The organism is Marinovum algicola (genome assembly GCF_900109145.1).
GTDB classification, from domain to species: Bacteria; Pseudomonadota; Alphaproteobacteria; order Rhodobacterales; family Rhodobacteraceae; genus Marinovum; species Marinovum algicola.
Genome location: NZ_FNYY01000004.1, coordinates 138,191 through 150,936, shown reverse-complemented (window position 1 = coordinate 150,936; position 12,746 = coordinate 138,191). Strand labels below are relative to the sequence as shown.

The 12,746-nt window shown below is 64.2% G+C and carries 11 protein-coding genes; 6 read left to right on the top strand and 5 right to left on the bottom strand.

The genetic code is table 11. From position 1 onward, the window contains the following. Nucleotides 1-67: 67 nt before the first annotated feature. Nucleotides 68-4,606 carry a glutamate synthase large subunit gene (gene gltB / locus BMW90_RS07900; RefSeq protein WP_074835958.1) on the top strand — a complete coding sequence of 1,513 codons (4,539 nt, stop codon included), beginning with the start codon at nt 68-70 and terminating at the stop codon, nt 4,604-4,606. Nucleotides 4,607-4,735: 129 nt separating this feature from the next. Here gltB and BMW90_RS07895 read toward each other — a convergent pair whose 3' ends face one another. Next, nucleotides 4,736-5,092 carry a lysozyme inhibitor LprI family protein gene (locus BMW90_RS07895; protein WP_074835956.1) on the bottom strand — a complete coding sequence of 119 codons (357 nt, stop codon included), beginning with the start codon at nt 5,090-5,092 and terminating at the stop codon, nt 4,736-4,738. Between the two features lie 181 nt (nt 5,093-5,273). Between BMW90_RS07895 and mtgA the strand changes: the two genes are divergently transcribed. Continuing rightward, entirely contained in the window at nt 5,274-5,996 is a 723-nt protein-coding gene (gene mtgA / locus BMW90_RS07890; protein ID WP_074835955.1) for a monofunctional biosynthetic peptidoglycan transglycosylase, read from the top strand. A gap of 165 nt (nt 5,997-6,161) precedes the next feature. Here the strand turns inward: mtgA and rnhA are convergent, their stop codons facing one another. Next, the gene (gene rnhA / locus BMW90_RS07885) at nt 6,162-6,614 is read right to left on the bottom strand and encodes a ribonuclease HI (RefSeq protein ID WP_074835953.1); all 453 of its coding nucleotides are present in this window, start codon (nt 6,612-6,614) and stop codon (nt 6,162-6,164) included. Nucleotides 6,615-6,772: 158 nt separating this feature from the next. After that, the gene (gene ispH, locus BMW90_RS07880) at nt 6,773-7,726 is read right to left on the bottom strand and encodes a 4-hydroxy-3-methylbut-2-enyl diphosphate reductase (protein ID WP_074835952.1); all 954 of its coding nucleotides are present in this window, start codon (nt 7,724-7,726) and stop codon (nt 6,773-6,775) included. A 139-nt stretch (nt 7,727-7,865) separates the two neighbouring features. Here ispH and BMW90_RS07875 point away from each other — a divergent pair, with 139 nt between their 5' ends. After that, complete coding sequence (locus tag BMW90_RS07875) at nt 7,866-8,333, top strand: c-type cytochrome (RefSeq protein ID WP_053083378.1); 468 nt, start codon at nt 7,866-7,868, stop codon at nt 8,331-8,333. Nucleotides 8,334-8,402: 69 nt separating this feature from the next. On the opposite strand, the gene BMW90_RS07870 is transcribed toward BMW90_RS07875, so the two are convergent. Both BMW90_RS07870 and BMW90_RS07865 read right to left on the bottom strand, forming a co-directional pair. Next, nucleotides 8,403-8,834, bottom strand: a complete 432-nt coding sequence (locus BMW90_RS07870) for a YqaA family protein (protein WP_048533234.1) — start codon at nt 8,832-8,834, stop codon at nt 8,403-8,405. Nucleotides 8,835-8,849: 15 nt separating this feature from the next. Then, a complete protein-coding gene (locus BMW90_RS07865) occupies nt 8,850-9,419 on the bottom strand; it encodes a LabA-like NYN domain-containing protein (protein ID WP_048533233.1) in 570 nt (189 codons plus the stop codon). Nucleotides 9,420-9,579: 160 nt separating this feature from the next. On the opposite strand from BMW90_RS07865, the gene folK reads away from it, so the two are divergent. The 3 genes from folK to BMW90_RS07850 all read left to right on the top strand — a co-directional run bounded on the left by folK (nt 9,580) and on the right by BMW90_RS07850 (nt 12,741). Then, a complete protein-coding gene (folK, locus tag BMW90_RS07860; protein ID WP_244526458.1) occupies nt 9,580-10,116 on the top strand; it encodes a 2-amino-4-hydroxy-6-hydroxymethyldihydropteridine diphosphokinase in 537 nt (178 codons plus the stop codon). Nucleotides 10,117-10,220: 104 nt separating this feature from the next. Continuing rightward, nucleotides 10,221-10,574, top strand: a complete 354-nt coding sequence (rpoZ, locus tag BMW90_RS07855; RefSeq protein ID WP_048533231.1) for a DNA-directed RNA polymerase subunit omega — start codon at nt 10,221-10,223, stop codon at nt 10,572-10,574. Nucleotides 10,575-10,602: 28 nt separating this feature from the next. Beyond that, a complete protein-coding gene (locus BMW90_RS07850; protein ID WP_074835949.1) occupies nt 10,603-12,741 on the top strand; it encodes a RelA/SpoT family protein in 2,139 nt (712 codons plus the stop codon). The last annotated feature ends 5 nt before the right edge of the window (nt 12,742-12,746 follow it).

Sequence of the window (12,746 nt, the reverse complement as noted above, 5' to 3'; positions counted from 1 at the left end):
CTGCTCAGAGATATCAATGAGACCGGGGCGCCGCGGCGCCGTCCGGTCGCCAGAGGGAGACCCTCCAATGACCAAATATGATGCCGAATGGGTGCGCGCCGAGGAAGCCAAGCGCAAGTGGATGGAAGAAAACGGCCTGTTCCGCGAGGAGCATGAGCATTCCTCCTGCGGCGTGGGCCTCGTGGTGGCGCAGGACGGCAAGCCCTCGCGCAAGGTGGTGGAAAACGGCATCAACGCGCTCAAGGCGATCTGGCACCGCGGCGCCGTCGACGCCGATGGCATGACCGGCGACGGTGCCGGCATCCATGTGCAGATCCCGGTCCGGTTCTTCTACGACCAGGTTCGCCGCACCGGTCACGAACCGCGCGAGGATCAGCTTCTGGCGGTCGGTCAGGTGTTTCTGCCGCGCACCGATTTCGGCGGCCAGGAAATTTGCCGGACCATCGTCGAGACCGAAGTCCTGCGCATGGGCTATTACATCTACGGCTGGCGGCATGTGCCGGTCGACATCTCGGTGCTGGGCGAAAAGGCCAATGCCACCCGGCCCGAGATCGAGCAGATCCTGATTTCCAATTCCAAGGGCGTGGATGAGGAACAATTCGAACGCGAGCTCTATGTCATTCGCCGCCGCATCGAAAAGGCCGCTGCCGCCGCCGGCGTGCAGCAGCTCTACCTCGCCTCGCTGTCCTGCCGGTCGATCATCTACAAGGGCATGATGCTGGCCGAGCAGGTCGCGGAATTCTATCCCGACCTCAAGGACGAGCGTTTTGCCTCGGCCTTTGCGATCTATCACCAGCGGTATTCCACCAACACCTTCCCGCAGTGGTGGCTGGCCCAGCCGTTCCGCATGCTCGCCCACAACGGCGAGATCAACACGCTGAAAGGCAACCTTAACTGGATGCGCAGCCACGAAATCCGCATGGCCTCGGCGACCTTTGGCGACTTTGCCGACGACATCAAGCCGATCGTGGCGCAGGGGTCGTCGGATTCGGCGGCGCTGGATTCGGTGTTCGAGGTGCTGGTGCGCGCGGGCCGCTCGGCGCCGATGGCCAAGACCATGCTGGTGCCGGAATCCTGGTCGAAACAGGCGGTGGAACTGCCGCAGGCCTGGCGCGACATGTATTCCTACTGCAACTCCGTGATGGAGCCCTGGGACGGCCCCGCCGCCTTGGCGATGACCGATGGCCGCTGGGTCTGTGCCGGCCTCGACCGCAACGGCCTGCGGCCGATGCGCTACGTGGTCACCGGTGAGGGGCTGGTGATTGCCGGCTCCGAGGCTGGCATGGTGCCAGTGGACGAGGCGACCGTGGTGGAAAAGGGCGCGCTCGGTCCGGGCCAGCTTCTTGCCGTCGACATGAAGGATGGCAAGCTCTACCACGATACCGAGATCAAGGATAAATTGGCCAATGCCCGGCCTTTCGGTGAATGGGTCGGCAAGATCAGCGAGCTGGACGACGCCCTGTCGCAGGTCACCGAAAAGGCGCTGCACCAGGGCGACGACCTGCGCAAACGCCAGATCGCCGCTGGCTACAGCATCGAGGAACTCGAGCAGGTGCTGGCGCCGATGGCCGAGGATGGCAAGGAAATGATCGCCTCGATGGGCGACGATACACCGTCGGCGGTCCTTTCGACCAAGTATCGCCCGCTGAGCCATTATTTCCGCCAGAACTTCAGCCAGGTTACCAACCCGCCGATCGACAGCCTGCGCGAATACCGGGTGATGAGCCTCAAGACGCGCTTCGGCAACCTCAAGAACGTGCTGGATGAATCCTCGGCCCAGACCGAGATTCTCGTCGTCGACAGCCCGTTTGTCGGCAATGCGCAGTTCGAAGAGCTGAAGCGGCATTTCAACGCCGACATGGTGACCATCGATTGTACCTTCCCGGTCGATGGCGGCGATGGCGCCCTGCGCCGCGGGTTGGAACGTATCCGGGCCGAGGCCGAGGATGCGGTGCGCTCCGGCGCCGGTCACCTGGTGCTGACCGACGCAGGGCTTGGCGCCGAAAAGGTCGGCATGCCGATGATCCTGGCCACCAGCGCGGTGCACAGCCACCTGACGCGCAAGGGCCTGCGCACCTTCTGCTCGCTCAACGTGCAATCGGCGGAATGTATCGACCCGCATTACTTTGCCGTGCTGATCGGGTCCGGCGCGACCATCGTCAACGCCTATCTGGCCGAAGACAGCCTGGCCGACCGCATCGACCGCGGGCTGCTTGATGGCACGTTGACCGAGAATGTGGCGCGCTATCGCAATGCCGTGGATCAGGGCCTGCTCAAGATCATGTCCAAGATGGGCATTTCGGTGCTCTCGTCCTATCGGGGCGGTCTCAACTTCGAGGCCGTCGGGCTGAGCCGTGCGATGTGTGCCGAATATTTCCCCGGCATGCTCAGCCGCATCTCCGGCATCGGTGTGTCGGGCGTGCAAAAGAAGCTCGAGAACGTCCATGCGCTGGCCTACAAGCAGGGCCGTGACGTGCTGCCGATCGGCGGCTTCTACAAGGCGCGGAAAACCGGCGAGAGCCACGCCTGGGGTGCGCAGACCATGCACATGATGCAGATGGCCTGTAACACCGCCTCTTACGCGCTGTGGAAGAAGTACAGCCATGCGATGCAGGCCAACCCGCCGATTCACCTGCGCGACCTGTTGGCGATCAAGCCGCTGGGCGAGGCAATCGCGGTGGAAGAGGTGGAAAGCGTCACCGCGATCCGCAAGCGTTTCGTCACGCCCGGCATGTCGCTCGGTGCGCTCAGCCCCGAGGCGCACAAGACGCTGAACGTGGCGATGAACCGCATCGGCGCGCGCTCTGACAGTGGCGAGGGCGGCGAGGATCCGGCGCATTTCGTGCCCGAGCCCAATGGCGACAACCCCTCGGCCAAGATCAAGCAGGTGGCCTCGGGCCGCTTCGGCGTGACCGCCGAATACCTGAACCAGTGCGAAGAACTGGAGATCAAGGTGGCCCAGGGCGCCAAGCCCGGCGAGGGTGGCCAGCTGCCCGGCATGAAGGTCACCGATCTGATCGCCCGCCTGCGGCATTCGACCAAGGGCGTGACGCTGATCTCGCCGCCGCCGCACCATGACATCTATTCGATCGAGGACCTGGCGCAGCTGATCTACGATCTCAAGCAGATCAACCCGCGCTGCAAGGTGACGGTCAAGCTGGTGGCCTCCTCCGGTGTCGGCACCATCGCCGCCGGTGTGGCCAAGGCCAAGGCCGACGTGATCCTGATTTCGGGCCACAATGGCGGCACCGGGGCGTCGCCCGCGACCTCGATCAAATACGCCGGTCTGCCCTGGGAAATGGGCCTGACCGAGGCGCATCAGGTTCTCGCGATGAACAACCTGCGGTCGCGCATCACGCTCCGCACCGACGGCGGGCTGCGCACCGGCCGCGATATCGTCATGGCGGCGATGATGGGGGCCGAGGAATATGGCATCGGCACCGCCGCGCTTATCGCCATGGGCTGCATCATGGTGCGTCAGTGCCAGTCGAACACCTGCCCGGTGGGCGTCTGCACCCAGGACGAGAGCCTGCGCGCCAAATTCACCGGCAACGCCGACAAGGTGGTCAACCTGATCACCTTCTACGCCCAGGAAGTGCGCGAAGTGCTGGCCTCGATCGGCGCGCGTTCGCTCGATGACGTGCTGGGGCGGGCGGATCTGCTGACCCAGGTCAGCCGCGGCTCCGATCACCTCGACGATCTCGACCTGAACCCGCTGTTGATCACCGTCGATGGCGCGCATGACATCACCTACGACCGCAACAAGCCGCGCAACGCGGTGCCGGACACGCTGGATGCGGAGATTGTGCGGGATGCTCAGCGCTTCCTCGAGGATGGCGAGAAGATGCAGCTGCAATATGCGGTGCAGAACACCCACCGCACCGTGGGCACCCGCACCTCGAGCCACATCGTCAAGAACTTCGGCATGCGCAACGTGCTTCAGCCCGATCACCTGACGGTCAAGCTGCAAGGCTCGGCCGGCCAGTCGCTGGGCGCCTTCGCCGCGCCGGGGCTCAAGCTCGAGGTGTCGGGCGACGCCAACGATTATGTCGGCAAGGGCCTTTCGGGCGGCACCATCGTGGTGCGCCCGCCGATGGCCAGCCCTCTGACCGCGCGCGACAACACGATCATCGGCAACACCGTGCTTTATGGTGCGACCGACGGCTATCTCTTTGCCGCCGGCCGCGCGGGCGAGCGTTTCGCGGTGCGCAACTCGGGCGCCAAGGTGGTGATCGAGGGCTGCGGTTCGAACGGTTGTGAATACATGACCGGCGGCGTGGCGGTGATCCTCGGCAGCATCGGCGCCAACTTTGGCGCCGGGATGACCGGCGGCATGGCCTATATCTACGATCCCGCAGGCGCGGCGACCAAGCTGATCAACATGGAGACGCTGACCGTCAATCCGGTGGCCGTGGAGCATTGGGAAAGCCAGCTGCGCGAGCTGATCGAACGCCATCTGGAGGAAACCGGCAGCCGCGCCGCGGCCGATATCCTCCAGCACTGGGAGGCGGAGAAAGGCAACTTCCTCCAGGTCTGCCCGCTGGAGATGCTCGACAAGCTGCCGCATCCGCTGACCGTGGAAGAGGCGGCGGTGCCGGCCGAATAGGCTCTGTCATCGACAACGAGGATCATAGCGCGCCGGGGGAAACCGCGGCGCGCCTTTTCCGTCGCCGTGGCCGCGCTGGGGCGGCGTCGGCGCCGGGCAGTTGGCCGGTGCCGCCCGGATTGCGCGCCGTCAGCGCAACATGGCGCGGAACTCGGCGTTCCTCCGGAGGGTCATGTCTTTCATGCAGGCGTAATAGATCGCCTGGTCGAGGCTGCCACCATGCCCAAGCTCCTGCTCGCATGTTGAATCGCGCCGTTTGAGCCATTGGCGCTGCTGGGCCAGCAGCGCCGGCCCGGTGCCGCGCGCATCGGCCTGGGGCTTCAGTCGCTTCCACAGCTTGTTCAGTTCGGCGTCGGCGTGTTGCCATCGCGCGTGTTCGCATTCGGTGGCATCCGCGGAGGTCGTGCCGGCGCAGGCGGCCTGAGCAGATCCCAGGTCAGGCAGGAGAAAGAGAAGCGCGGCCGAATAGATGAGCAAAATACGCATGGTCAGAATCCTTCTGCTAAAGTCTGGATGCTATCAAATCAGAGCGGCGCGGGACACAGTTGCGTACGGGAACCGAAGGCGCGCAGGTTGCCGCAAATCTCCACCGCAATGGGCAAACGGCAGGACGGCGACCGCGATTGTTGGCCTAGGATTGGTGAGGATCAGAGGCTAATGTGCGGCCATGGCAGGCAAGGCAAAACCGAAGAAAAAGGCAGTGACCCACCGCACGCCGTTCCGGCCGCATCGCTGGATTCGGCGCTGGGTGCTGCGGACGATTTCGGTGGCGTTTCTGCTGGCGGTCTTTGCGGTGATCCTGTTTTCCGTCTTCAATCCGCCCCAGACGCTCTACATGCGGCAGGAACGCGCGCGTCTGGGTGAGATCGATCATGTCTGGGTGCGGATGGAGCACATCGCCCCGGTGATGGCGCGATCCGCCGTGGCGGCCGAGGATGCAAATTACTGCCAGCATTGGGGGTTCGACGTCGAAGCGATCAAGGCGGCGATGGCCGATGGCGGCAGTCGCGGCGCCTCGACGATCAGCCAGCAGGTGGTGAAGAATGTCTATCTCTGGCACGGGCGAGACTGGTCGCGGAAATTGCTCGAAGCGGCGATCACGCCGCTGGTCGAGGCCGTCTGGTCGAAACGGCGCATTCTCGAGGTCTACCTCAACGTGGCCGAGTTCGGCGAAGGTGTCTTTGGTGTCGAGGCCGCGGCGCGGCATTACTTCGGCGTCGGCCCCGGCGAGCTGACCCCGACCCAGGCGGCGCGGCTGGCGGCGGTGCTGCCCAACCCCAAGGAGCGCTCGGCCAGCCAGCCCTCGGCCAGCCTCCGCAGGCGCTCGGGCTCGATCCTCGACGGCGCGGCGACCATCGAGCGGGACGGGCGGGCCGACTGTTTCCAGTAGCGTCTCAGCTATCGGTCTTGCGGTGGCGCAGGCGTGACATGGCGCGATGAAGAGAGTTCGAGATCGCGCGTGTTTCGATCCGGCAGGCCCGGGTCTGCCAGTTGGCGAGCGAGAACGATGATCTCGAATGCCCGGGCCGTTCGCGGATGAAGAGCATTCAGCAGATCAGCCCTTGAACGGCGCCATTCCGGCGCGGGCCAGTTCGTCGGCGCGTTCGTTTTCGGGATGGCCGGCGTGGCCCTTGACCCATTCCCAGGTCACTTCGTGGCGCGATTGCGCCGCGTCCAGTCTCTGCCAGAGCTCGACATTCTTGACCGGTTTCTTGGCGGAGGTCTTCCAGCCGTTGCGCTTCCAGCCGTGGATCCAGCCGGTGACGCCGTTTTTGACATAGGCGCTGTCAGTGACCACGGTGATCTTTGACGCGCGCTCCAGCGCCTCGAGCGCGTGGATCGCTGCCAGAAGCTCCATCCGGTTGTTGGTGGTCCTGGCTTCACCGCCTTTGAGTTCGCGCTCCTTGACGACCCGGTCGCCTTCCTTGGCCTGCATCAGCGCACCCCAGCCGCCGGGGCCGGGATTGCCGGAACAGGCGCCGTCGGTATAGGCGAAAAGCTCGGTCATCTGGGGCTCCTTGGCTGCGGTCTGCTGCCAGATGGCAAAGCCGGCGGCAGGTTGCAAGGGCGGATGCGCGGATGCGGGGGAAGGTGTGGCCGCCGCCACGCCGGGGTCGCCGCCCGGGCCTGCCCGACAGCTCCGAAGGACAGCCGCCAAGCCCCCTGTCAGGCCGGCTGGCGCAGCACCCGGGGCACCTTGAACTCGACGTTTTCGAGGGCGGTTTCGATCTGTTCCACGGTCACGTCATAGCGCGCACGGAAGGCGTCGATCACCTCGTTGACCAGAACCTCGGGTGCCGAGGCCCCGGCGGTGACGCCAAGGCTGCGGATGCCCTCGAGTGCCCGCCAGTCGATGTCGGTGGCGCGCTGGACCAGTTGCGAATAGGCGCAGCCGGCGCGGCGGCCGACCTCGACCAGGCGGCGGGAATTCGACGAATTGGGTGCTCCCACCACCAGCATCGCATCACAGCGCGCGGCCATCGCCTTGACCGATTCCTGCCGGTTGGTGGTGGCGTAGCAGATGTCTTCCTTGTGCGGGCCGACAATCGCCGGAAACCGCGCCTGAAGCGCGGCGACGATCTCGGCGGTGTCATCCACCGACAGGGTGGTCTGGGTGACGAAGGCGATGCGCTCGGGGTCGCGCACCGCGACCCGAGCCACGTCTTCCACCGTTTCCACCAGAAGCACCTCGCCTTCGGGCAGCTGGCCCATGGTGCCCACGGTCTCGGGGTGGCCGGCGTGGCCGATCATGATCATCTGAAGGCCGTTCTCGGCATGGCGCTGGGCCTCGATATGGACCTTGGACACCAGCGGACAGGTGGCATCGACAAAGACCATCTCGCGGGCTTCGGCGGCTTGTGGCACCGACTTCGGCACACCATGGGCCGAGAAGATCACCGGCCGATCATCGGGACATTCCTCAAGCTCTTCGACAAACACCGCACCCTTGGCCTTGAGATCGTCGACGACGAATTTGTTGTGCACGATCTCATGGCGGACATAGACCGGCGCGCCCCATTTCTCGAGCGCCATTTCGACGATCTTGATCGCCCGGTCGACGCCCGCACAAAAGCCGCGCGGCGCGGCGAGATAAAGCGTAAGCTGGGGCTGGTCGGTCATAGCGGTCTCCGGGGCTGTTGTCGCCGAGGTAATGCTTCTGGGCGCTTGCGTCCAGTGGGCGGGGCGTTCACGCGCCAGTGATTTGACCTTCCGGCGCTGGAAGCCCCGAGCCGGAAGACACCCAAATGGAGAGACAAGCATGTTGAGACAGGGCATCATCCTCGCGGCAATGGCGCTGGCCGGACCGTTGGCCGCCGCAAGTGACAGGCCGGAGGATGCGGCGGGTGAGTTTCCCTATTGGGATGAAGCCGAGGTGGCGCGCGGCGCGACGCTTTATGCCGAGACCTGCGCCGCCTGTCACGGTGCGGCGCTGGAAGGGGCCGAGGATTGGCGCGGGCGCAACGAGGATGGCAGCTTTCGCGCGCCACCGCATGACGAGACCGGCCACACCTGGCATCACGCCGATGCGCAGCTTTTCGCGATCACCAAATTCGGCACCGAAGAGGTGACCGGCGGCGCCGTGGTGTCCGACATGCAGGGCTTTGGCGAGGTGCTGACCGACGATGAGATCCGTGCCGTGCTGGCCTTTATCAAGGCGCAATGGCCAGAGCGCGTCATCGCCCGGCACAACGAGCTGAACCGCCGGTTCGAGGCGCAGCAGCAATAACCGCAACGCCTTCCATCCGGACAGGCCCGCGCATTTGCTGCGCGCCGGGGGGTTCGAAACCCTTGGCGTTCAGAGTTGCGCGGTGCCCCAGGCCAGAACGGCATAGCGACCGGTCTTGGCCACGGTGACCAGGGCCAGGAACAGCAAGAAGCGCGTGCGAAGCACACCGGCGATGACGGTGACGCCATCGCCGAAGGGCGCCCAGCTCAGCAGCAGCGTCCAGTAGCCCCATTTGGCATACCACCGTTCCGCCCGCGCCATTGCGGGGCGGGACACCGGAAACCAGCGGCGGTCCTCATATTGCGCAGCGAACCGGCCCATCGCATAATTCACGCAAGAGCCAAGAGTATTGCCCAAGCTCGCCCAGAAGAGCAGCAGGCCCAAAGGGGCCGAGCCGCGCAACTGCATGCCGACAAACACCACTTCCGACTGGAACGGCAAGAGCGTCGCGGCACCAAAGGCTGCCGCGAACAGCGTGAACAGTGACACGATTTCGCTCAAGCCGGTTCGCCCGGATCAGCCTGCGGCAGCCGAGGCCGTCCGGTCTTCCTGGTGTTCGCGAGGCGGTCGTCCAATGACTTCGCGGAGCCCGTCGAGCTCGATGAAATTGTCGGCCTGACGTCTGAGTTCATCGGCGATCATCGGTGGCTGGCTGCGAATGGTCGACACCACAGAGACCCGCACGCCCTGACGCTGGAGGCTTTCCACCAGCGGCCGGAAATCCCCATCTCCGGAAAACAGAACGATATGATCCACGCGCGGCGCAAGCTCCATGGCATCGACCGTGAGTTCGATATCCATATTGCCCTTGACCTTGCGGCGGCCCTGGCTGTCGGTGTATTCCTTGGCTGGCTTGGTCACCATGGTGAAGCCGTTGTAGTGCAGCCAATCGACAAGTGGGCGGATCGGTGAGTACTCTTCGTTCTCGAGCAGCGCCGTGTAGTAGAACGCGCGCAAAAGCTTGCCGCGTCGCACGAACTCCTGCCGGAGAAGCTTGTAGTCGATGTCAAATCCCAGCGCCTTGGCAGCCGCATAGAGATTGGAGCCATCGATGAACAGCGCAAGCCGTTCGTCCTTGTAAAACATTAATTGCCCTTCCAATAAGACGGCTCAGGTCCGCTCCGTGAGTGAAAATTTGCGGGTGAGCCTCATAATAGGGTAGTGGAAAAGTCCCGCCCCGCAAGGCATACTTCAAGGAAAAACAGCTATCAAGCACAACCATAGCGGGAAAGTTGCGTTGATTGCGTTGGGTGCGAACCTGCCGCTGCCCCAAAAAACGCCAATAGAGACTGTTCAGGCCGCGATTTTTCGCTTGCAGGAGCGGGGTCTTGCGATTCGTTTGGCCTCACGCTTTTTTGAAACGCCCTGCTTTCCGCCCGGCGCCGGCCCCGATTATATCAACGCCGCGCTGGTCGCGGATTGGCCGGGGACGCCCGAGGCGCTGCTGGCGCTTTTGCATGAGGTCGAGGCCGCGTTTTCCCGCACCCGGGAGGTGCGCTGGGGCATGCGCACGCTCGATCTTGACCTGATTGCGCTGGGGGATGCGGTGCTGCCGGACCGCGAAACCTGGGCCGCCTGGCGCGGCCTGCCGCTCGCGGATCAGATGCGTAGGGCGCCGGATCAGCTTATTCTGCCGCATCCGCGGCTCGAGGATCGGGGGTTTGTACTAATGCCCTTGATGGACGTCGCGCCGGACTGGGTGCATCCGGTCACCGGGGTGAGCGTGGCCCGGATGTGCGCGGCGTTGGCGCCGGAGGCCAGGGCAGAAGTCAAGGCCTTGTGATCGCCGCCGGGCAGGGGAATGCGCCAAAAAACCTCCTTGTCAAGCGTTTTGATCCGCTTTATGACCTGACCTTTCTGACAGAACTCGCCAGACGGAGATTCCCCATGGCCCGCGTGACGGTCGAAGATTGCGTTGACAAAGTCCCCAACCGGTTCGAGCTGGTGATGTTGGCCGCCCATCGGGCGCGCGAGATCTCCTCCGGGGCCGCGATTACCGTGGATCGTGACAATGACAAGAACCCGGTTGTCTCGCTGCGCGAGATCGCCGAGGAAACCCAGAGCGCCGATGAACTGCGCGAGCGGATGATCGAAAGCAACCAGACCCAGATCGAGGTCGACGAACCGGAAGAGGACGCCATGGCGCTTCTGATGGGGGCCGAGCCCGACAAGCCGCAGGACGACGACATGTCCGAAGAAAAGCTGCTCCGCGCACTGATGGAGGCTCAGGGCCAGGGGTAACCCCGGCCTGCGGTGACAAGGGTTAGCGATGATTTCTGCCGACGACCTCATCGCGCTTGTCCGCAATTATAATCCCAAGACAAATGAGGCACTGATCCACGCGGCCTATGATTATGGCCGCGAGATGCACGAGGGTCAGTTCCGCCGGTCCGGTGAGCCCTATTTCACCCACCCCGTCGCCGTTGCCGCCATCCTGACCGAGCAACGGCTTGACGATGCCACCATCGTCACCGCGCTCTTGCACGATACGATCGAGGACACCAAGAGCACCTTCAGCCAGATTTCTGACCGTTTCGGCGAAGAAGTCGCTGTTCTGGTCGATGGCGTCACCAAGCTGACCAATCTGCAACTGAACTCGACCGAGACCAAGCAGGCCGAGAACTTCCGCAAGCTCTTCATGGCGATGTCGCGCGACCTGCGCGTGATCCTCGTCAAGCTGGCCGACCGTCTGCACAACATGCGCACGATCAAGGCGATGCGGCCGGAAAAACAGGTGCAGAAGGCGCGCGAGACGATGGACATCTATGCGCCGCTGGCCGGGCGCATGGGGATGCAATGGATGCGCGACGAGCTGGAGGACCTGGCTTTCCGCGTGCTCAACCCTGACGGGCGCGCCAGCATCATCCGCCGCTTCATCACTCTGCAACGCGAAACCGGCGACGTGATCCAGAAGATCACCGGCGACATGCGGTTCGAGCTCGACAAGGCCGGGATCGAGGCCGAGGTCTTTGGCCGCGCCAAGAAACCCTATTCGATCTGGCGCAAGATGCAGGAAAAGGAGATGGGTTTTTCCCGCCTCTCCGACATCTACGGCTTTCGCATCATCACCGACACCGAGGCCGATTGCTATGGCGTGCTGGGCGTGATCCACCAGCGCTGGCGGGCGGTGCCAGGGCGGTTCAAGGATTACATCAGCCAGCCCAAGTCGAACGGCTATCGCTCGATCCACACCACCGTGTCGGGCCGCGACGGCAAGCGGGTCGAGGTGCAGATCCGCACCCGCCAGATGCATGACGTTGCCGAAACCGGCGTCGCGGCGCATTGGTCGTACCGCGATGGCGTGCGCAGCGAGAACCCCTTTGCCGTCGATCCGGCCAAGTGGATTTCCTCGCTCACCGAACAATTCCAGGACGACGAGGATCACGAGGATTTTCTCGAGGCGGTCAAGCTCGAGATGTATTCCGACCAGGTGTTCTGCTTCACCCCCAAGGGTGACGTGATCAAGCTGCCGCGGGGCGGCACGCCCTTGGATTTCGCCTATGCGATCCACACCCGCATCGGTCATGCCTGCGTCGGCGCCAAGGTCGACGGTCTCAGGGTGCCGCTCTGGACCCGGCTCAAGAACGGCCAGTCGGTCGATATCATCACCGCCGACGGCCAGGCGCCCCAGGCCACCTGGCTCGATATCGCGATCACCGGCAAGGCCAAGACCTCGATCCGCCGGGCCCTGCGCGAACAGGACCGTGAACGTTTTGTCCGGCTGGGGCGGGAACTGGCCCGGGCCGCCTTTGAACACGTCGGCCGCAAGGCCAAGGACAAGGTGCTGGAAACCGCCGCCCGCAACCTGCGGCTCGACGGCGCCGAAACGCTCCTGGCCCGGCTGGGCTCGGCCGAGCTGACGACCCGCGCGGTGGTCGAGGCGGTCTATCCCGATCTGGTGACCGAGGACGGCGAAGAGATCGACCGCAAGCGCGCGGTGATCGGCCTGGAAAAGGGGCAGAGCTTCCGCCGGGCGCCCTGTTGCCAGCCGCTGCCGGGCGAACGTATCATCGGCATCACCTTTCGCGGCCAGGGCGTGGTGGTGCACACCATCGATTGCGAAAAGCTTGCCGAATACGAGGATCAGCCCGAGCGCTGGCTCGATCTGCACTGGTCCGAGGGCAAGCATCCGGCCGCCTATGCGGTGACGCTCGAGGTGACGATGAGCAACGACGCCGGCGTGTTGGGCCGGGTCTGCACCTTGATCGGCGGCCACAAGGCGAATATCACGGACCTTGAATTCATCGACAGAAAACCAGATTTTTACAGACTGCATGTCAACGTCGAGCTGCGGGACGCCGAGCATCTGCACTCGCTGATCACCGCGCTCGAGGCCGAAAGCGATGTCGCCGCCGTCGCGCGGCTGCGCGAAGTCACTCCGATCGCCGCCCGCGCCGAGGCGAACTGAAAGGA

Excerpts from the sequence above, each read along its gene's own strand:
- gltB (WP_074835958.1), top strand. The coding sequence starts at position 68 with ATGACCAAATATGATGCCGAATGGGTGCGCGCCGAGGAAGCCAAGCGC.
- BMW90_RS07895 (WP_074835956.1), bottom strand. The coding sequence starts at position 5,092 with ATGCGTATTTTGCTCATCTATTCGGCCGCGCTTCTCTTTCTCCTGCCT.
- mtgA (WP_074835955.1), top strand. The coding sequence starts at position 5,274 with ATGGCAGGCAAGGCAAAACCGAAGAAAAAGGCAGTGACCCACCGCACG.
- rnhA (WP_074835953.1), bottom strand. The coding sequence starts at position 6,614 with ATGACCGAGCTTTTCGCCTATACCGACGGCGCCTGTTCCGGCAATCCC.
- ispH (WP_074835952.1), bottom strand. The coding sequence starts at position 7,726 with ATGACCGACCAGCCCCAGCTTACGCTTTATCTCGCCGCGCCGCGCGGC.
- BMW90_RS07875 (WP_053083378.1), top strand. The coding sequence starts at position 7,866 with ATGTTGAGACAGGGCATCATCCTCGCGGCAATGGCGCTGGCCGGACCG.
- BMW90_RS07865 (WP_048533233.1), bottom strand. The coding sequence starts at position 9,419 with ATGTTTTACAAGGACGAACGGCTTGCGCTGTTCATCGATGGCTCCAAT.
- rpoZ (WP_048533231.1), top strand. The coding sequence starts at position 10,221 with ATGGCCCGCGTGACGGTCGAAGATTGCGTTGACAAAGTCCCCAACCGG.
- BMW90_RS07850 (WP_074835949.1), top strand. The coding sequence starts at position 10,603 with ATGATTTCTGCCGACGACCTCATCGCGCTTGTCCGCAATTATAATCCC.